The organism is Fodinicola feengrottensis (assembly GCF_010993775.1).
GTDB classification, from domain to species: domain Bacteria; phylum Actinomycetota; class Actinomycetes; order Mycobacteriales; family HKI-0501; genus Fodinicola; species Fodinicola feengrottensis.
Map to the genome: position 1 here is coordinate 74,481 of NZ_WOTO01000022.1, position 17,983 is coordinate 92,463.

The following is a 17,983-nucleotide window of genomic DNA, read 5'->3' on the forward strand; positions in this document are numbered from 1 at the left end:
TAACACAACCGATAGTCAACTATCAGTCTGCTAGGATGGCTCAGTGCACGACCAAGTGATGCCGCCCGCCGACTCCCCGCCACGCGGCCGGGCGCCGCGCGCCGACGCGGCTCGCAACGCCGAGCGGATCCTGGAGTCGGCTCGGCTGGCTTTCGCGCAGGACGGGCCGCAGGTGCGGCTGGAGGAGATCGCGAAACGGGCCGGCGTCGGAGTCGCCACCCTCTACCGGCACTACCCGCGCAAGGAAGACCTGATCACCGCGATTTTCAACTGGCAGTACGAGGAAAAGGTGGGGCCGGTCGTACGCCGAGCCCGCACCGACGACGATCCGTGGCGCGCGCTGGTCATGCTTTTGGAGGCCGGCCTGGAAATGGCCGAGCAGGAGGCGAATATTTTCGCCGCCGCCAAGGAAACCGGCTCACTGCTGGCCGGCCTCGCCTCGGAGTTCTTCGGCACGATCGCGACCGTCGTGCAGCGCGGACAGGAGGCCGGTCTGGTCCGCGCCGACCTCGACGCCGACGACCTGCCGCGGCTGGTTTTCATGCTGGTCAGCACTATTCGGCTGACCCCGGAGCCCAGCGGCGGCTGGCGCCGTTATCTGGCCCTCATGTTGGACGCCCTCCGGCCGGCCGCCGCCACCGACCTGCCGCCCGCCCCCAAACTCTGGTTTTCCCCTTACCACCCACCTGCGGACGGCTGCTCTTAGCGGTTCGTTGGGTCAGGCCACCAGGCGCAGGGTCTGGCTGGCCACCTGGACGCTGACGGTCTGTCCCCAGGACAGGTGCAGCGCGTCGGTTTCCAGGCCATCGCGCCGAAAACCACCAGCTCGTCGGACTCGACAGTCACTTCCAGAGCAGTTCCGGCAAGCACGCCTTCGACGAGATCGACGCCGGTCGAGGGCGACGGCCATGCCTCGCGTACGAACCAGGACAGTGCCGGAGCCAGCGGCCCGGGCAACGCCAGCTGGCTGTGCCGCTCCAGCCCAGCCACGCCGAGCGGCACCAGCCGGTCGCACCCGTACCGGTGCCGACCAGAATTCCGGACGACGCCTGCCGTTGCGCGCCATCGGACGTACGAACGGTGTAGCGCGCGGTCTGGTGGCTGGACTGTCCAATGTAGATCTCATTGAGCGCGATCAGCCGCTGGGTGTCGTCGGCCACCGCGGTCACCATCGTACGAGCCTCGACATGGCTGGCGAGCTTCCCAGCGGCCGCCAGGTCGAGCAGCTTTCCAGCGGCCTCAGGACAATGTTGGACCAGCACACCCGGATTGCGGGCGCGGTCGGCATTAATGCCGATCACCGGTTGGCCGTCCAGGTATTTCGCCGCGTTCGCGACCAACCCGTCCTGGCCGACAATGACCACGATGTCCTCGGGTGCGAACAGGAAACGGGGCAGATCGGCGCGCTCCACCGACCCACGCCGCCAGTCCGCCGGGATCGCCGCCGACACAGCCGCGATCGCTCGCTGCTGCTGGGAATGTCGTTCCTGCACCGCGGCGAGGTCACGCCCTCGGGTGGACAGGAAAAAGGCGGCCTGCCCGCGAGTGCCGTGCCGGGCCAACACATCGTCGAACTCGGTCCGGCGGTGCACCAACACGACCCTGGGCGCGAGGCTCATGACTGCTGAGCCAGCTTCGCGAGCAGGCCGGACAAAAGTTCCGGAGTCACCACCAGGCTGCCAATTTCCGGCAAGTTCCCGGCCAGCTCTTTTGCCGCCAACGCCAGCAAAGTGCCCTGCGACAGATCTCTGTACGCGGCGAGGTGAGCAGTTTTTCGGCGGCCGCCTCAGCGTCGCCCAGCACCCGCTTCGCGTCGGCCCGCGCGGTGGCCAGCGCCACCTCGCGCTCGGCCTGCGCCGCGGTCTCGATCCGGTTCGCCGCGGCCGCTTCTTCGGCTTGCCTACGGGCATTCGTGCCGCGTTGGCCGACCAGCTCCTGCTCCCGACGGGCCAGCTCGATCTGGCTGTCCAGCTCGTTCTGCGCGATCGCCCGCTCGCGCTCGACGGCGACCGCCCGGCGCTCGTACGTGGCACGATCCGCTTCCTGCTGAACCAGCTCTCTCGCCGGCGTCTGCAGCGCACGCTCCACCTCGGACTCGGGCCGGATCGCCACCACCCGTACGCCGATCACGTCCAAACCAATCTCCGCCAGCCGCGCGTTTGTGGCCAGCCCCAGGGTTATCCCGTCCCGTACGGTGGCCGGCCCGTCCACGAGGGCGTCCGCCAACGTCGTACGTACGAGCAGCTCGACGGCATACTGCTGCGCGGTTTCAGTCAGCAGCCCGGCAATCTGCTCCAGCGGAGCCGACCGCCAGCCGCCGAAATCAGGATCGATGCTGAAATCCAGCCGGCCGTCCGCCTTCCCCGGGTCCACGATTCGGTAGGTGACGGTCGCCTGCACGCTGACGTCCTGAAAATCGGCCGTACGAGCGTGGAAAAGCAACGGCAGCTGGCGATCATCCACCGGCACCTCGCTCAACACCGCGGACAGCGACAGCGGCCGGAACCAGAAGGACGCGCCCGTACCGGCGTGCAGGACCTTTCCGTTGCGCAGGTGGCGTATGTGCAAGGTCGGTGTGCCGCGCAGGTGCCGCAGCCCGGGAAGTCTGGTGATGTCAGCCATGATTCGCTCCTTATCGTCATCTCGACGATAAGACCGTCGACCGCTTCTCGTCAATGTGACGACAACGACTGGTAGGGTCGATCGCATGACTATGGCGGTGGCGGTCGATCTGGTGGTGCTCACCGTGCGCGAGAACGAGCTGTGCGCGCTCGTCATCCGGCGCGGCATCGCGCCCTATCGCGGGCGATGGGCGCTGCCTGGCGGTTTCGTGCTTCCCGACGAGGACCTGCCAGACGCGGCTGTCCGCGAGCTTTCCGAGGAAACCCGGACCGCCAACGTCCATCTTGAGCAACTCGGCACGTACGGGCGACCCGGCCGCGATCCACGGATGCGCGTCATCACCGTCGCCTACCTCGCACTGGCCGCCCGACCTCCCGGCGCCCACCGCCGGCAGCGACGCCGCCGAAGCGCGCTGGTCCACTGTGGACGATCTCGTTAGCACTCCCCGCCGATTGGCCTTCGACCACCACGAAATCCTCACCGACGGCATCGAACGAGCCCGCGCGAAACTGGAATACAGCCCGCTCGCGACCGCGTTCTGCGCACCCGAATTCACCGTCGCGGAGCTCCGGCTGGTCTACGAGACGGTGTGGGGCGTGCGACTGGACCCCCGCAACTTCCACCGCAAGGTCGCCGGCGCCGAAGGATTCCTGTTGCCCACCGGAACAACCACCACCCGCCACGGCGGCCGCCCGGCTCAACTCTTTCGCCGCGGGCCTGCCACCATCCTGTCCCCACCCATGCTCCGCAACTAACGCGAGGGTAGCCAAACGACTAATGCTGCCGCACTGAAAGCGGCGCCCAGAATGCATACGCCACCCCAGCCCGCGAGCGAGTACACAGTGGTGGAAGCGATCGCACCCAGCCCGCTGCCGATCGAATAGAAAACCATGTAGCCGCCCACCACTCGGCTGCCAGCATCGGGACGCAGCCCGAAAATCAGACTTTGGTTGGTCACGTGCACGGCCTGGACTGCGAGGTCGAGCAGGAGCGCACCGACCGCGAGCGCCCACAGAGACTGCCGAGTGAGCGCGATGGGCAGCCAACAAAGGACAAGCAGCACCAACGCTCCCCCGGTGGTCCACCGTGCATAGCCCCTATCGTTGAGCCGCCCGGCCGGACCCGCGGCCACCGCACCGGCCACGCCGGCCAGCCCGAACGCACCAATCGCACTGTGGGACAAGGACATCTCGCTGAGCGGTAGGGCCACCGCACTCCACAGCGTGTTGAAAGCCGCGAAAATCAGCAGAGCCAGCGTCGCACGCGTACGAAAGACCCGCTCCCGCAGGAAAAGTGTCACCATGGATCCGAGCAGCTGGCGATAGCTCACCTCGGCCAGCGGCCGGTGGCTCGGCGGCAGCACAGATACAGCGCAACCATCACCGCGACCGTCAGGGCCGCGGACAACAAATAGACGGACCGCCAGCCGGCGAGGTCGGCTACCGCGCCGGAAACAACTCGGGCCAGCAGGATCCCGATGACCACACCACTGGTCACACTGCCCACCACCCGGCCGCGCCGGGCCGGCTCGGCCAGCGATGCCGCGTACGCGACCAGGGTCTGCACCACGACGGCCAGCAGTCCGACCGCCGCGAGAGCCGCCAACAACACTCCGCCCGCGCCGGCCGTCCCCACGATGACCAGCGCCGCCGCGAGCAGGACCAACTGAACGACCGCGAGTCGGCGCGCGTCGACCAGATCTCCCAGCGGTACGACCAAAAAGAGCCCCACGCCGTAGCCGATCTGGGTGATCGTCACGACCAGGCCGAGCACGGCCCGCCCCATCCCGAAGTCCCGGCCCATGGTGACCAGGAGCGGCTGGGCGAAATAGACGTTCGCGACCGCCACGCCACCGGCCACCGCCAACAGCGAGGTCACGGAACGGGACAGCACAGTCTGGCCATCAACAGTCTGGTTGCAAGTTGCCACCACTAGACCATAGACAAGAGTGGTAGCATGTTGCAACTAGTGGAGGTGAGGATGGTCCAGCGCACCAGGTTCGACGACAGCGAGTGCCCGGTCGCCCGGTCCGTGGACGCGATCGGCGACTGGTGGTCGTTGTTGATCGTCCGGGACGCCTTCGACGACTGCCGCCGGTTCGGTGATTTCCAGCGCAGCCTGGGCGTCGCCAAGAACATCCTCACCGCTCGACTGCGAACGTTGGTCGCGCAAGGCATTCTGGAAACCGCGCCGGCCGCGGACGGCAGCGCCTACCGCGAATATGTCCTGACCGGAAAAGGTCGAGCGCTGTTTCCGGTCATCGTGGCACTTCGCCAGTGGGGCGAGCAGCATTTCTTCGAACCCGGTGAACCGCATTCGGAGTTGATCGACCGGCGTCGCGGGCAACCCCTGCGGGCGCTGGAAATTCGCGCCACGGACGGGCACATCGTCGGTCCGGATGACACTTTTGTCGAAAAAGCACCATCGCCAGGTGACTCGACGGGGTGACCCCGCCGAGTCCCGCGGCGGACTCAGCTCTCCAGAGCAGCGTCCAGGGTGATCGTCGTACCGCTGAGGGCCTTGCTGACTGGGCAGGTCTTCTCGGCGGTCTCGGCGAGCTCAGCGAACTTGTCAGCCGTGACGCCGTCGACCTTGGCCCGCAAGGTGATCGCGATCCCGCTGATTTTGAAGCCGCCGCCGGCTTCCGGGCCAAGCGTGACCTCGGCACTGACGTCGATCGACTGTGCGGTCAGGTCGTTCGCGCCCAGAACTCCGGAAAGATTCATCGCGAGGCACGATGAGTGGGCCGCCGCGATCAGCTCCTCCGGACTGGTCTGCCCGTCCGGGTTGCCGGCCCGAGTGGGGAAGGAAACCTCGAACTGGCCGGCGTTGGACGAATCGAGCGTGACGATTCCCTTACCATCCTGCAATCCACCTTCCCAGTGGGTGGTGGCGTCGCGACTGGGCATGTCGTCCTCCTGCTTTTTTCGCGCCGTCTGACGGCGACTTTTGGCTACCTTGCTCGGGTCGAGTCGGTCAAGGCTCGAAGTGTCTCGATCAGGTCGTGAGCCGCCCGCTCGTCCAGGCCAACCGCACACTGGATGTGCGGTGGGATCGCCCGCGCTTTGAGCCGCAACGCGTCACCGTCAGCGGTCAACGCCACCGTCACACTGCGCTCATCGCCGGCGGCCCGCTGTCGGGTGATCAGCCCCTGCTGCTCAAGCCTCTTCAGCAGCGGCGACACCGTCCCGTAATCCAGCTGCAACGCCGCGCCGATCTCCTTGACCGGCACCGGGCTGCGCTCCCACAGCACCAACAGCGCCAAATACTGCGGATACGTCAGCCCCATCTGCGCCAACAACGGCCGATAGACATCCGTCACCGCCCGCGACGCGGCGTACAACGCGAAGCACAGCTGGCCATCCAGCGCCAGCGCCTCATCACCCTCTGATCTCGACACCCCAGAACCATAGCCCACGATTACATCGCGCGCAATCTATCTCAGTCCGGGGGCATGACGCAGAGGAAGGACTGTTCGACGCCCGCGTCGCCCGGGGCCGGGTCCTGGTCAGCCGCGACCGGGCGGAAGAACTGCGGCCCGGACGACTCGTGAAAGTCGTAGTAGCGGTGAAACGTACTGGTGAGGCCGCCGGAAATCGGTGGTACGAGCCAGCTCCAGTCGGCCGGACACTCCCGACCCGCGCGTTCCTCTCGCGCCACGTGACGCGCGAACAGCTGGGCCTCGGTGTGGTGGTCACTCACGCGTACGCCGGCTGCCGCGAAGGAATGGTGCACCGCGCGGGTCAGTTCGATGGCCGCGCGGTCCGCCCAGAGGGTGTCGGGGCGGCTGGTGTCCAGCCGCATGGCCTCGGCGATGATCGGCAGCTGGTCATAGCGCGCGCGGTCGGCGAGGTCGCGCGCGCGCCGATCTCGGTGCCGACAAACCATCCGCTGAAGGGTGCGGTCGGATAGACGATTCCGCCGGCGTACAAGGCCATGTCGCTCACGACCGGCAGCCCAAACCACCGCAGGCCCAGTTCACCGAACCACGGATAGTCCGGGTGCGAGAGCTCCACCTCGGGGACCACCGCGGGCGGCAACGATCGCACCCGCGAACAGCCGTGCGGATCACGCATAACCAGCGGGAGAACGTCGAACCGCCCGCGCTGGCGGGGCGGTGACCAGCCAGCGTGTACGGCCGCCGCGGTGAGGCCGCGATTTTTGGCGTCTCCCAACGTTCCTGGACCTTTGAGCCGATAGCCGGCGTAGCACAGAAGCTGCGGGCTGATGATCTCCACGCCTGGCTCCGCGGCTTCGCGCGGCGCGAACACCGTGATCATCGGCCTGATGTGACCACCGTTGTAGCTGGCCTCCAGGTGCTCGCAGCAATGCTGGAAGACCTCGTCCACCGTCTGGACCGCACGCAGGTCACGGACTCGCAGGCTGCTCCAGTAAAGCCGGCCGACGCAACGAGCACTGTTGCGCCACGCCACCCGCGCTCCCCAGGTCAGTTCGTCAGCGGTATGGACATATCCTCCTGTTTCGGCGATCTGTCGGCGTACGCCCCGCAGCCGCTCACCCAACACTGCCTCAGTTTTGTTCTGTTCCAGGTGAAACGCCTGAAGGAATTCCTCGGCCACCGAATAAAGCGACGGCTCATCCAGCCCCCTCCGCAGCGCGGATGGATAGGTCGTCGCCCCGACCGGCAGCTCGGAACCATCGCGCGATGCCAGCTCGGTCACGTCCCCGGACCGCGGCAATCGACGGCTCATGACGGCCTTCCCCCACTCGAGGACATGAAAAGGCCCACGAGACGCTGCCAGTGGGACATGCCTCGTGGTCACCGGACGCTATCGGCCGGCGCGGTCAGCAGGATATTCGCGCGACCGGAAAACAGACGGCCGGAGAATGTCATGAAAGAAGACCCATCGCGTGTCCGATTCGGGGTGTCGACATGGCTTTTCGCCGAGAGTGGGGTTTTGTCCCACACTCGACAGGTGCGGCGCCATGCCCGACGTGAACTCGACTACCGCCCTCGCGACGATGCGGGATCGTACGCGGCCACCCTGCGATACCAGGAAGATGTTTGCGAAGGCGGCTACCCCGCGTGGACTTCGATCTCGGAGAGTTGAGCCCGGTAGCTCCCGAACCCATCGGCACTCAGCTTGGTGGCCAGGACTCGGACATACCTCGTTGTCACTGGCGCGAAGGCGAAGACCTGCGGCATCGCATCCGGCGCCGGATAGCCGGTTTTGGATACCAAAGTCGACCAGGAAGCTCCGTCCGTGGACTGCTGAACAGCGAAATCAACGGGGAAGCAACTTCCCGTCGCCGGCCCGTCGGTACGCGCGTAAAGCGTCACGTCCTTGATTTGGCTCAATGCCCCGAGATCAACCGAGACCCACTCTGTCTGTGTCGCGGCGGTGGCGCCGCCCGACGACCAACCCATCGGGCTTGCGAGCGCTGACAACCACGAACCGTCGGTCGCGCAGGCAGCTCCCCAACCCTCGGACGGCGACTCGTACGAACTGGATGACGTCACTGGCCGTCCGGCGGCGAGGTTTCCACCGTACGCAGCGATTTCGGCGAGCTGGAAATGGTACGCGCCGAACTGGTCGGCGGTCAGTTTTGTGGCGGTGACGCGTACATAGCGAGCCTGTGTGGTACCAAAAGCGAAAGCCTGATTCACCGCCGCCGGCTTGGGGTATCCCGTTTTGGTCGCGACTGTCGTCCAAGTGCTGCCGTCGGTGGACAGTGAGATGGTGAAATCACTCGGGAAACCGGAGCCGGCATTCGTACCGTCCGAGCGCGGGTAGAGGTCGACGCGGCCCACTGGATACGACCGTCCAAAGTCGACGGTCACGGTCTGAGCGGTGCCTGGGTCGGTGGAACCCGCGCTGGACCAGCCAAGCCCTCCGGTCACCCGACGCGGTCTGCCCGTTCACCGCCGCGGTCGGCGCCCACCCGTCGGCGGTGTAAGTGCTGGTGACCGTCACCGCCTTGCCTTCGGCGTAGTTCACCTCCGGATTGACCGAGAATCCGGAGAACCGCGCGCTCGCTCCACCCGTGACCAGAGCAACATTTCCGATCACAAAGGCGGAGTCGTTGACCGTGAGGATCGGGGTGGCAGCCGGTCCCGCACACACCGTCAGGGTGGATCCGAGCGCGACCACTTTCAGCCGGGTCGGGCTGGCGGTGGTGAAGCCTGGCACCTGCGCTTTGCCCAGGGTGTCCCCCGAACGGTAGACGAAAACCTCGCCGTTTCGTCGCAGGGCGACCATATATCCGGTGTCCATATCGGACCCGTTCGCGCTGCGCACCACCAACCCGGCCCAGTTGGTGTCGCCGCCGCTGCTGTTCACTCCGGTGATCTGTACGTCCACGGTCGCGGCGAAGTCGCCGTATGCGCGCGCTTTCAGGCGGACGTGTAACCCCAGTTCGCCGAGGAATCGGTCTGGTTGTAACCACCGCCGGACACCGACCAGGCGCCCTGGACGTGCACCCAGTTTCGCTCGTCCGCGAAACCGTCGGTGAGCGGAAAGCGGCTGTCCCCCCGGCCGGCGAGGTCAACGCGTCCAGCAGATGCCGGTGCGCGGCAACAACATCTTCACCGTTACGTGTGTAGGTGGTGGAGTCGGTGATCAGGGTATTGGCCACCGCGTGAGCTGTGACTGGTTTCGTACGCGCCAACGCCGTCAGCAGCTCGAAGTCCTCAATGCCGTCCAGTTGCGCCTCACTGCGGACGCTGTCGTAAACGTCCAGCGCGGGTTTGTTGGGGCGTACCAACCAGGCGTCGCCATTTTGGTGGCCGTCGAAGGTGTCAGCGGCGGTCCAGCCAGCCGCCACCGAACCGTTCACCCAGTAGTTCCAGCCCCAGTGCAGATAGCCGGACGCGCCGATTTTCCACAGCAACCAGGGGATCAACCGCGTCTTGTCCAGGTGATATCGGATGAAGCGGTTCATGTAGTTGCCCTGCGGGATAATGCAGGTGTAGAGCCAGAGTTCCTTCCCGGGCGTCTGGCGGAATTTCTGGTAGGTGGCGACGCTGTTCTGGTAGACCTCGGTGGTCGGCGTGACGGTGGTGAGGATCTTGTCCAGATCGGGCATGTTCGTGTTGTGCGCCTCGTTCGTCCGCGGGTGCGGAAAATACTGCGCATATTTGGCGTAGAGCCAGGTCGCCGCGGAGACCTGCGCCGTCGAACTGGGCTCGTCGAGCGCGCTGAAATAGAAGATGTCGGTCCACCCCTTGGTGTCGAGGTGGGCTTTCAGAGCGGGAAACACCTTGTCCAGATAGGCATTGGCAACCGCGGAATTCGGAGTTACCAGGACTTTCTGGGTGCTGCCACCGACATTCTGCAGGATCTCCACCTGCGGACCGGCGCCCTCCAGCAGCGTGGGCGTGTAGATGTACGAGAGTGCGCCAGCATCGACGAACAACTGAACGAACCGATCGAAACTCTGCCAGCCGAACGTGTAGTTGCCAGCACTGTCGATCGTGGTGTTCGGAATGAGCAGCGCCTGGAAATCGGCGTAGATCACGTTGTTCCGGTGCAGGGCGTTTTTTTCGCGAAGTTCCCCATGACCGTCCACCAACGGTCGTCGAACATCGTGCACCCGTACTGCAACGGCACCGCCTGGATCGTGCCGGTGTAGTCCCAGCCAGCCGAGGTGAACCAGTTGTTCATCTTCAACGTGCTCTGGTTCGCGGCCGGGATGGCCACGTCATAGACCTGCACCGAAATCGGCACTGGAACGTCCCCACCACTGGTGGAAACCGTTACGGTGCCGGCGTACCGGCCAGCCGCCTGACCGGCGGGCACTCGTACGCCAACGTGGTACGGCTGCGTGGTGTTCGCCGCGACGGAGATCGCGGCATTATCCATCAGCGCGTCGTAGAAAATCGAAGCGCCGCCGGGCGCAGCCTGCATGTCGCCGTCCACCGTGTCCACGTTCGGGTGCGGATATTCGCGTCGGATCTGGACTTGGGTGGCCGGCAGCACCGCGCCGCCGGGGCCGGTCAGATCGGTGACGGTCAGCTGGACACCGGACACCGCGCTGGCCGGCCGCACCATGATCTGGGCGGCCTCGTGCTCGCCTTTCGCCGCGGCCAGTGAGACGGCCTGAATCGAGCCAGCCACCGAAGTGGAAAAAAAACCCGGTCGGACCCGCCCTGCGCCCAGACGGCTACCCCCCCGGCCGCGCCGAACGCGACCTGTGGCCACGCCAGCGGCGCGGCGCCGACAGCCGCGACGGCGGCAGCACCGCGCAACAGGCTCCGGCGGCTCAGCGGCTGACCGGCGATGGAAGGAAAACTCGGCTCGGTTGGCATGCCCGACATAGTGAACAGCGTGACAGACCACCACAAGGCCAAACAGCCGTTTAGACCTCTACCGGTCTCAATTGCGTTGCGATCGACCTTCGTCGTTGGAAAGATTCATACTTTCGATGCATAAAGATCAGTTAATAATTCGACCACGGATCGAGTGGCCGGGTGTGGGTCGTCGCGCCACCACGCCAGCCGTACGGCAATCGGTGCGGCGTCTTTCAAAAGCCGAAAGACAATGCCTTTACGCGGATATTGCGTGACGGTGCTTTCCGGGGTGATGCCGACAAAACGACCGGTCCCGATCGAGATGAGCCAGTCGTCGATATCAGTGGTGTATTCCACCGCCGGGCGCGTCTGGGGTGGCCACATCTCGGGCGTGGTCGTGCCGGTCCGCCGATCGACCAACAACACCCGCTCGCTGACCTCGGCCAACCGGATCGCCCGCCGCCTGGCCCAAGGATCGTCCGCGGCCACCACACAGAATCGCCTTTCGAGGCCGACGATAACGCTCTCAAAACGCCGTTCGTCCGGTTCGTTGCGCAGCACCGCGAGATCGCAGGCGCCCTCGACCAATCCAGCGGTCGGCGAGTTCGTACGCACCAGCTGCAGCTCGACGGTCGGCGAAACAGTGGCCCACCGACGTTGGAAAGTCTGCGTGTGCCGGCCCATCGCCGACCACGCATAGCCGATCCGCAACCTGGTGTGCCCGCTGGTCGCGTCGCTGACCAGCGCCTCGGCCTCGGCCAGCAGCCGCCGGGCGTGGCCGAGCACCCGGGTGCCGGTCGCGGTCAGCGTCACTTCCCTGGACGTACGCCGAAGCAGCCGGACGCCGAGCGCGGATTCCAGCGCTGCCACCGTCCGGGACACCGCGGCCTGCGAAACCCCCAACTCGACGGCGGCATCGGTGAAGGTGCCGGTGTCGACGATGGCGACCAGGCACCGCAACTGCCGCAGCTCCACATGCATAACCAAAGCGTATCAATCGTCCAGACTATGCATTTTGCGAAAGTGCGACGCTGACGCATGGTGGACGTATGAAGGACAACCGTCTGACCGGTACCGCGCTGATGATCGGCAGCGCGCTGTCCAACCAGACCGGCGCGGCCATCGGCTCACTCGCCTTTCCGGTCATTGGTCCGATCGGGGTGGTGGCGGTACGGCAATGGGTCGCGGCCGTCGTCCTGCTGACCATCGGCCGGCCGAAGTTTCGGTCGTACACCTGGGCACAATGGTGGCCGATTCTGTTGCTGGCCGTCGTTTTCGGGACGATGAACCTCTCCCTCTACACGGCGATCGGCCGGATCGGCCTCGGGCTTGCCGTGACACTGGAGTTTCTCGGCCCACTCACCGTCGCATTGGCCTCGTCACGCCGTGCGCTCGATATCGGGTGCGCGGCGATGGCCGCCGCCGGCGTTCTCTGGCTGACTCGTCCGCAACCGTCCGCCGACTATTTCGGCATCGGACTCGCGCTGCTCGCGGCCGGCTGCTGGGCCTCGTACATTCTGCTCAACCGAACGATCGGCCGCCGGTTGGACGGAGCGCAAGGGTCGGCGACAGCGGCCGGCATTTCCGGGCTGGTGTTCGTCCCGATCGGGATCGTCGTCCTGCTGCACCACCGGCCGTCGGTGGCGACCATCGCTTTCGCCGCCACCGGTGGCATTCTGTCCTCGGCCATCCCGTTTCTCGCTGACCTGCTGGCCCTGCGGCTGGTCCCCACCCAGTTCTTCGGACTGTTCATGAGCGTTAACCCCGTATTCGCCGCGATCATCGGCCTCGTCATCCTGCGCCAGCACCTGGGCTGGACCGAATGGCTGGCGATCCTCGCGATCATCGCGGCGAATGCGGTGAACGGGCTGGGAGCTACGCTGCGTGGACCTGGATTTCGGAAATCTGGGCCCGGTAACTGCCGTGATCATCCGCGGACAGCTGACTCACCTGCACCCGTACGTACCGAGTCGTCACAGGTGTGAAGCCGAAAATCTGTGGTTGGCCGTCCGGAGTCGGATAGCCGGCCTTTGATGCCAAGGTGGTGAAAGTGGAGAAGCTGGGATCTGACGAGCATCGAATCTCGAAGTTCACCGGGAAACACTGGCCAGTCAGGCCGCCGTCGGTACGGCCGTAGAGCGTCACGTCCTTGATCGGGACCTGGGCTTGCAGATCGACGGTGAGGTATTCGGTGTGGTGCGGGTCTGTGGAGCCGCCGGACGACCATCCCATCGGGGTGCCGAGCGCGGACAACCACGAGCCGTCGGTCGCCGCGGCGGCGCCCCAGCCCTCCGCCGGCGACTCGTACGAACTGCTGGCCGTCACCGGCCGGCCGAGCGCGAGATTTTCGCCGTACATGGCGATCTGCGAGAGCTGGAAATAGTACGCCCCGAACTGGTCAGCGGTGAGTTTTGTCGCGTTCACCGAGATAGCGCGGATCTGCCTGGTGGGGAAGGTGAATGTCTGTACGGCCGCACCAGGTTTGGGATAGTTGACCTCGTTCAGGATGGTCGTCCAGGTGACGTTGTCCGGCGACACCGCGATGCTGAAATCGGTCGGAAACCCCAGGCCGGCGTTCGCGCCGTCCGTCCGCGGGGTGAGGTCGATCCGGTTGACCGGATAGGCCCGCCCGCAGTCGACGACGATCGCCTCGCTCTTGCTCGGATCGGTGGAACCGGCACTGGACCAGCCCCAACGCGCCGCTGGTCGAACCGGCCTGGCCGTTCACGACAGCGGTCGGCGACCACCCGTCGGCGCTGTGCGAGGTGGAAACGTTGACCGCCTTGCCCTCGGCGTAGTTCACCTCCGGGTTAACGGCGAAATTGGCGAACCGGGCGCTGGCTCCGCCAGTCACCAGAGCGAGGTTTCCAGCTGTGAAACCAGTGTTGTTGATGGTCAGGAACGGAATCGCCGCGGGACCCCCGCAAATCGTCAGGGTGGAGCCCAGCGCCACCACCTTCAGCCGGCTCGCGCTCGCGGTGGTGAACCCGGGCATCTGCGCATGACCCAACGGATCCCCCGACCGATAGACGAATACATCGCCGTTTCGGCGCATGGCGATCAGATATCCACTGTCCATATCGGACGCGTTGGCACTGCGGATGACCATGCCCGCCCAGTTGGTGTCGCCGCCGTTGCTGTTCACGCCGGTGATCAGCACGTCAACGGACGCCACGAAATCGCGATAGCCGCGGCCCTTCAACGCGGCGGTGTATCCCCAGTTCGCCGACGAGTCGGTCTGGTTGTAGCCGCCGCCGGACACGGACCAACTGCCCTGGGAATGAGTCCAGTTGCGCTCGTCGGCGAATCCGTCGACGACCGGGAAACGGCTGTCGCCGTCGGGCGAGACCAAGGCATCCAGCAGGTGCCGGTGCGCGGCCACCACGTCCTCGCCGCTACGGGTGTAGTTCTGGGTGTCGGAAATCAGCGTGTTCGCCACCGCGTACGCGGTCGCCGGTTTGGTACGCGCGAGGGCGGTCAGCAGCTCGTAGTCCTCGATCCCGTCCAGCTGCGCTTCGCTGCGAATGCTGTCATAGACGTCCAACGCGCCCTTGTTCGGGCGTACCAACCACTTGTCGCCGGTCTGCTCGCCGTCGAACGTGTTCGAAGCGGTGAACGCGGTTCCCGCCTGATTCGAGTCGACCCAGTAGTTCCAGCCCCAATGCAGATAGCCGGTCGCCCCGATTTTCCAGAGCATCCAGGGAATCAGCCGCGTCTTGTCCAGGTGGAACCGCATGAAACGGTTCATATACCGGCCCTGCGGCCAAATGCAGTTGTAGAGCCAGAGTTCCTTGCCGGAAAGGCGAAGTTTCTGGTACGGCCCGACCAGGTCATGGTAGAGCGAATAGAGCGGCGCGGTCGTGGTGATCAGCTGTTCGTTGGCTGGCAACCACGCGGAGTGCGCCTCCGCCGTGTGTGGGTTCGGAAAATATTGCGCGTATTTGCCGTAGAGCCAGGCTGCCGCGTCGGTCTGAATATGCGAACGCGGTTCGTCCAATGCGCTGAAGTAGAAGATATCGGTCCAGCCCTTGGCATCCAGGTGCGCTCTCAAAGCCGGCAGCACCTTGTCCAGGTACGCGTTGGCCGTCGCGCTTCCCGGCGCCACCAACACCTTCTGGGTGGATCCGTTGACGTTCTGCAGGATCTCCACGTTGACGGCGACATCGTCCACGCCCGGATTTGGCTTGGTGTTATACCACTCCAGAAGCGTCGGCGTGTAGATGTGCTTGAGCGCACCCGCGTCGACGAACAACTGGATGAAACGGTCGAAGGTCTGCCAACCGAAGGTGTAGTTGCCGGCACCATCGATGGTCGTGTTCGGGATCAGCAGCGCCTGGAAGTCCGCGTAGATCACGTTGTTCCGGTGCAGCGCGTGGTTTTTCGCGAAGTTCGCCATCACTGTCCACCACCGCGCGTCGTACATGCTGCATCCGTACTGCAGCGGTACGGATTGCTGGGTTCCGGTGTAGTCCCAGCCCGCCGAGGTGAACCAGTTGTTCATTTTCAACGTGCCCTGCGTAGGTGCCGGCATGGAGACGTTGTAGACCTGGACACTGATGGGTACCGAGACACTGCCACCGCTGGAGGAAACCGTGACCGTGCCCGTGTGATCCCGGCAGTTTGGTCGGCCGGCACTCGTACGCCGACGTGGTACGGCTGGGTCGTGTTCGCGGCGACCGTGATCGGCGCGTTGTCGAGCAGGGCGTCGTAATAGACGTTCGTACCGGACGGCCCGACCTCGTTGTCAGTCGGAGTGCCGATCGGATCCTGCCCCATCGCGTCGACATTGCCGTGCGGATACTGCCGGCGAAGCTGGATCTGGCTGGCCGCGATGGTGGCGCCGCCAGGCCCGGTCAGCGCGGTCGTCGAAAGCGACACCCCGGACAGGGCGGACGACGATCGCACCATCACCTGCGCGGCCTCGTGCTCGCCTTTGGCCGCTCCCAAGGAAATCGTGGCCGTCACCTCGGGCACCGAGGTCGGAAAGAGCCGGTCGGCGGCGCCGCGTACCCACACCGAGGGAGCCGCCGCGGCCGCGGCCGGGCGAACGGTCTCGGCCGAGAGTGCCGCCTGCGGATTAATGATCTCTGCTGCGCCGACCGCCGCTACGGTTTGCTGCGGCGGCCCGCAGCACCGAACGACGATCGACCGGGTGACCAGTAACAGCGGGAAAAACCGGCTCGTCAGGCATGGCCGACATAGTGAGCAGCCAAGCCGGCGCGCACAAGAGGCACCGGCCATCCGGCGAGTTTGCGGTCACAACTGGCGCGAACTCACCTTTCAAGAGCAGCTATCAACCTTTCGGTTCATATGACAAAAGTCCGAAAAGGTCAAAAAGCCGCTGCTGGTGAGGATCGCGGTCGGTGAGCACCCGGCGGGTCCGTGGCCGGCCGCCGGTGGACGGATAGCGCAACATTGTCTCCTGAATTCCGGACAGGTGCTCCAGCAGTTCCCGCACCGAAAGGTCCAGCCCGGCCCGGTCGGCCTCCCGCCGCATCAGATGGGTCACCGTGGCCGCAATGACACAAACGAGCCCATAAACGGCTATTCGATGATCTGTCCAATACCACCGCGAGCCGCCGGCCGCCGGCCCGGCGACATACGGTTCGTTCGCTCAGTTGCCGGAAAGTCGAGTCCAGGTGATAACGCGCCCGGTAGGCGGTGACAACATCGGCCACCGACCAATCGTCGTGATCAGTGACCAGAAGTTGCTTACCGAAAACCTCCTGGGCCAGCCGGGCGCGAGCGCCCTCGTCCACCCGCCATTCCAACCGCATTCCCGAAGGTGGCGTGCCGGTGAGCCGGGTCGAGAGCACCCGGTCGATCCGGGACGCCCGGGTGATCCGGGCGACCTCGCTCAGCACCTCGTCGCGGGACTGCCGGTACGTGCCGGCGGCCAGCCCGGCCGCCAACCCGTCCAGTTGCCGGGTGGCCGTACTCAGTGTGCCTGCGCGAGCCCGCGGGCCTGCGCCGCGTGCAGAGTCGCCGAGTGGGTGAGAATCACCCGCCTGCCGACGCCGAAAACCGTGGCTCGGGTGTCCAACGCGGTCAGCCCGGGAAATCGATGCGGGTCCACCGTGCGGCGAGCGGTCGCTGGCCGGGACAGCAGCTCGGGATGGTCTCCCGGCGGCAGCGCGCCGACGAAATGCGGGCCGGACGCGAGGTTCAGTTGGGAATGCTGGCCGGTGTCGAAAACCAGCGTCACATCGTCGGCACCCGTCAGCCGGTGGTGCCTCGCACCGAGTTGCTCAGCTAGTACGCCAAAAGACGCCACCACCGGGACATCGCGCCGGTACGCCCGGGACACCAGCGGAATAGCACCGTCGCCGGTGACCACCAATCCGAGTCCGGCCAGCGTGGCATCCGACCGACCGGCCGCCAGCGGGTCGACGGAGGCCACAAAGGTCGCGAAACTCGGGACATCCACGGCCAGAGCTGGTCCGGCACCGGAGATTTCCCTTACCGTCGCACATAGCCCGGCCTCGATCTGCTCCAACTGCCCAACGGTCAGCCGGTCCAACCGCTGCCAGAGCCGCACACTGTCCCAGGTGGACGCTGGCAGCCGCGGCCGGACGAATCGGGGCGCGGCGGTCGAAGCCCACCACTGCCCCCATTCCACCCCCGGGCCGGTGATCCGGTGCAGAACGGCGACCGCGACGTACGTGCCGATCGGCACCTTCGCGGACCGGGTGCCGGCGATCCGGTCGACCAACTCGGCCACCTTCAGCCGCTCCAGGGTGGCCCAGACCGCGGCCACCTCACCGAAGGCCAGGTGCCGCGACCGCGCCGGCACGCCACCCTCGCCGGCCAGCGCGGCCGCGATGTCCTCGGCGCTGCCCAGATAGCGCTGCGAGACGATCCGCGGCTGGCCGTTCACTCGCGCGGACTCAGCCAGGTAGTAGTACGTCCGGCCGTTCTGCCGCTTGCCAATCACCGACGCCATTCTTTAGGTAATACAACCCGGCGGCCGGAAAGGCAACCCGGATCAAGGCGGCGACCAGCCAGAACAGCAGGTGCCCGTACGGGCATCCCAGCCTGGTACGAATCCGAACTGGAGAAGGCCGGCGGGCCGGTCCTAGCGTTCGACGCATGGACTCCGCTTCAGCTTCG

At 65.7% G+C, this 17,983-nt stretch carries 20 protein-coding genes and 3 pseudogenes; 5 read left to right on the forward strand and 18 right to left on the reverse strand.

Features of this window, described 5'->3' with window-relative positions; translation table 11 throughout:
* The first annotated feature begins 43 nt into the window (after positions 1-43).
* The gene (locus GNX96_RS21040) at positions 44-706 is read left to right on the forward strand and encodes a TetR/AcrR family transcriptional regulator (protein WP_279581014.1); all 663 of its coding nucleotides are present in this window, start codon (positions 44-46) and stop codon (positions 704-706) included.
* Between the two features lie 136 nt (positions 707-842).
* Here the strand turns inward: GNX96_RS21040 and GNX96_RS21045 are convergent, their stop codons facing one another.
* Both GNX96_RS21045 and GNX96_RS21050 read right to left on the reverse strand, forming a co-directional pair.
* Complete coding sequence (locus tag GNX96_RS21045; RefSeq protein ID WP_279581015.1) at positions 843-1,619, reverse strand: NAD(+)/NADH kinase; 777 nt, start codon at positions 1,617-1,619, stop codon at positions 843-845.
* Positions 1,620-1,665: 46 nt separating this feature from the next.
* Positions 1,666-2,622: an SPFH domain-containing protein gene (locus GNX96_RS21050; protein WP_279581016.1), complete on the reverse strand. Its 957-nt coding sequence runs from the start codon at positions 2,620-2,622 to the stop codon at positions 1,666-1,668.
* An 85-nt stretch (positions 2,623-2,707) separates the two neighbouring features.
* Here GNX96_RS21050 and GNX96_RS53780 point away from each other — a divergent pair, with 85 nt between their 5' ends.
* Positions 2,708-3,061 carry an NUDIX hydrolase gene (locus GNX96_RS53780; protein WP_279581017.1) on the forward strand — a complete coding sequence of 118 codons (354 nt, stop codon included), beginning with the start codon at positions 2,708-2,710 and terminating at the stop codon, positions 3,059-3,061.
* Positions 3,045-3,377 (forward strand): NrtR DNA-binding winged helix domain-containing protein, encoded by a 333-nt coding sequence (locus GNX96_RS53785; protein WP_279581018.1) that lies wholly within the window; start codon positions 3,045-3,047, stop codon positions 3,375-3,377. Before GNX96_RS53780 ends, GNX96_RS53785 begins: the two co-directional genes overlap by 17 nt.
* On the opposite strand, the gene GNX96_RS53790 is transcribed toward GNX96_RS53785, so the two are convergent.
* Together GNX96_RS53790 and GNX96_RS53795 are read right to left on the reverse strand one after the other, a co-directional pair.
* On the reverse strand, positions 3,374-3,952 hold the full coding sequence (locus GNX96_RS53790; RefSeq protein ID WP_279581019.1) for an MFS transporter: 579 nt from the start codon (positions 3,950-3,952) through the stop codon (positions 3,374-3,376). The genes GNX96_RS53785 and GNX96_RS53790 overlap by 4 nt on opposite strands.
* On the reverse strand, positions 3,949-4,551 hold the full coding sequence (locus GNX96_RS53795) for an MFS transporter (RefSeq protein WP_279581020.1): 603 nt from the start codon (positions 4,549-4,551) through the stop codon (positions 3,949-3,951). Before GNX96_RS53795 ends, GNX96_RS53790 begins: the two co-directional genes overlap by 4 nt.
* 51 nt (positions 4,552-4,602) lie before the next feature.
* Between GNX96_RS53795 and GNX96_RS21065 the strand changes: the two genes are divergently transcribed.
* Complete coding sequence (locus GNX96_RS21065) at positions 4,603-5,070, forward strand: winged helix-turn-helix transcriptional regulator (RefSeq protein ID WP_163569387.1); 468 nt, start codon at positions 4,603-4,605, stop codon at positions 5,068-5,070.
* 23 nt (positions 5,071-5,093) lie between these two features.
* On the opposite strand, the gene GNX96_RS21070 is transcribed toward GNX96_RS21065, so the two are convergent.
* The 9 genes from GNX96_RS21070 to GNX96_RS21105 all read right to left on the reverse strand — a co-directional run bounded on the left by GNX96_RS21070 (position 5,094) and on the right by GNX96_RS21105 (position 11,854).
* The gene (locus GNX96_RS21070; protein ID WP_163569388.1) at positions 5,094-5,531 is read right to left on the reverse strand and encodes an OsmC family peroxiredoxin; all 438 of its coding nucleotides are present in this window, start codon (positions 5,529-5,531) and stop codon (positions 5,094-5,096) included.
* A 44-nt stretch (positions 5,532-5,575) separates the two neighbouring features.
* Positions 5,576-6,022, reverse strand: a complete 447-nt coding sequence (locus GNX96_RS21075; protein WP_279581021.1) for a MarR family winged helix-turn-helix transcriptional regulator — start codon at positions 6,020-6,022, stop codon at positions 5,576-5,578.
* Between the two features lie 41 nt (positions 6,023-6,063).
* A complete protein-coding gene (locus tag GNX96_RS53800; protein WP_279581022.1) occupies positions 6,064-6,426 on the reverse strand; it encodes a nitric oxide synthase oxygenase in 363 nt (120 codons plus the stop codon).
* Positions 6,366-7,334 carry a nitric oxide synthase oxygenase gene (locus GNX96_RS21080; protein ID WP_279581023.1) on the reverse strand — a complete coding sequence of 323 codons (969 nt, stop codon included), beginning with the start codon at positions 7,332-7,334 and terminating at the stop codon, positions 6,366-6,368. The genes GNX96_RS53800 and GNX96_RS21080 overlap by 61 nt, the downstream gene beginning before the upstream one ends.
* A gap of 326 nt (positions 7,335-7,660) precedes the next feature.
* A complete protein-coding gene (locus GNX96_RS21085) occupies positions 7,661-8,485 on the reverse strand; it encodes a discoidin domain-containing protein (RefSeq protein WP_163569389.1) in 825 nt (274 codons plus the stop codon).
* Positions 8,482-10,152, reverse strand: coding sequence for a DUF4091 domain-containing protein (locus tag GNX96_RS21090; RefSeq protein ID WP_163569390.1), 1,671 nt, complete (start codon positions 10,150-10,152; stop codon positions 8,482-8,484). Before GNX96_RS21090 ends, GNX96_RS21085 begins: the two co-directional genes overlap by 4 nt.
* A complete protein-coding gene (locus tag GNX96_RS21095; RefSeq protein WP_163569347.1) occupies positions 10,098-10,700 on the reverse strand; it encodes a glycoside hydrolase domain-containing protein in 603 nt (200 codons plus the stop codon). Before GNX96_RS21095 ends, GNX96_RS21090 begins: the two co-directional genes overlap by 55 nt.
* Positions 10,595-10,900, reverse strand: a complete 306-nt coding sequence (locus GNX96_RS64335) for a twin-arginine translocation signal domain-containing protein (RefSeq protein ID WP_390624094.1) — start codon at positions 10,898-10,900, stop codon at positions 10,595-10,597. The genes GNX96_RS21095 and GNX96_RS64335 overlap by 106 nt, the downstream gene beginning before the upstream one ends.
* Positions 10,901-10,996: 96 nt before the next feature.
* On the reverse strand, positions 10,997-11,854 hold the full coding sequence (locus GNX96_RS21105; RefSeq protein WP_163569392.1) for a LysR family transcriptional regulator: 858 nt from the start codon (positions 11,852-11,854) through the stop codon (positions 10,997-10,999).
* A 68-nt stretch (positions 11,855-11,922) separates the two neighbouring features.
* On the opposite strand from GNX96_RS21105, the gene GNX96_RS21110 reads away from it, so the two are divergent.
* Positions 11,923-12,858 (forward strand): EamA family transporter, encoded by a 936-nt coding sequence (locus GNX96_RS21110; protein WP_163569393.1) that lies wholly within the window; start codon positions 11,923-11,925, stop codon positions 12,856-12,858.
* Here the strand turns inward: GNX96_RS21110 and GNX96_RS21115 are convergent.
* From GNX96_RS21115 to GNX96_RS67295, 5 genes and pseudogenes are all read right to left on the reverse strand, one after another.
* A complete protein-coding gene (locus GNX96_RS21115; RefSeq protein WP_163569394.1) occupies positions 12,749-13,297 on the reverse strand; it encodes a discoidin domain-containing protein in 549 nt (182 codons plus the stop codon). The two genes, GNX96_RS21110 and GNX96_RS21115, sit on opposite strands and share 110 nt — an antisense overlap.
* Positions 13,298-13,342: 45 nt before the next feature.
* Positions 13,343-13,519: pseudogene (locus GNX96_RS64340) on the reverse strand (discoidin domain-containing protein); the annotation flags it as partial.
* A gap of 838 nt (positions 13,520-14,357) precedes the next feature.
* Positions 14,358-15,404 (reverse strand): annotated as a pseudogene (locus GNX96_RS64345) (glycoside hydrolase domain-containing protein); the annotation flags it as partial.
* On the reverse strand, positions 15,377-16,114 hold the full coding sequence (locus tag GNX96_RS21125; protein ID WP_163569396.1) for a hypothetical protein: 738 nt from the start codon (positions 16,112-16,114) through the stop codon (positions 15,377-15,379). The pseudogene GNX96_RS64345 and the gene GNX96_RS21125, both read right to left, overlap by 28 nt.
* A 52-nt stretch (positions 16,115-16,166) precedes the next feature.
* A pseudogene (locus GNX96_RS67295) lies at positions 16,167-17,816 on the reverse strand (IS1634 family transposase).
* Positions 17,817-17,983: the final 167 nt, after the last annotated feature.

Bases quoted from the DNA above. Each gene is read 5' to 3' on its own strand.
- GNX96_RS21045 (WP_279581015.1), bottom strand. From the start codon at position 1,619: ATGAGCCTCGCGCCCAGGGTCGTGTTGGTGCACCGCCGGACCGAGTTC.
- GNX96_RS21050 (WP_279581016.1), bottom strand. From the start codon at position 2,622: ATGGCTGACATCACCAGACTTCCCGGGCTGCGGCACCTGCGCGGCACA.
- GNX96_RS53780 (WP_279581017.1), top strand. From the start codon at position 2,708: ATGACTATGGCGGTGGCGGTCGATCTGGTGGTGCTCACCGTGCGCGAG.
- GNX96_RS21065 (WP_163569387.1), top strand. From the start codon at position 4,603: ATGGTCCAGCGCACCAGGTTCGACGACAGCGAGTGCCCGGTCGCCCGG.
- GNX96_RS21070 (WP_163569388.1), bottom strand. From the start codon at position 5,531: ATGCCCAGTCGCGACGCCACCACCCACTGGGAAGGTGGATTGCAGGAT.
- GNX96_RS53800 (WP_279581022.1), bottom strand. From the start codon at position 6,426: ATGCGGCTGGACACCAGCCGCCCCGACACCCTCTGGGCGGACCGCGCG.
- GNX96_RS21080 (WP_279581023.1), bottom strand. From the start codon at position 7,334: ATGAGCCGTCGATTGCCGCGGTCCGGGGACGTGACCGAGCTGGCATCG.
- GNX96_RS64335 (WP_390624094.1), bottom strand. From the start codon at position 10,900: ATGTCGGGCATGCCAACCGAGCCGAGTTTTCCTTCCATCGCCGGTCAG.
- GNX96_RS21105 (WP_163569392.1), bottom strand. From the start codon at position 11,854: ATGCATGTGGAGCTGCGGCAGTTGCGGTGCCTGGTCGCCATCGTCGAC.
- GNX96_RS21110 (WP_163569393.1), top strand. From the start codon at position 11,923: ATGAAGGACAACCGTCTGACCGGTACCGCGCTGATGATCGGCAGCGCG.
- GNX96_RS21125 (WP_163569396.1), bottom strand. From the start codon at position 16,114: ATGGCCGGTGCCTCTTGTGCGCGCCGGCTTGGCTGCTCACTATGTCGG.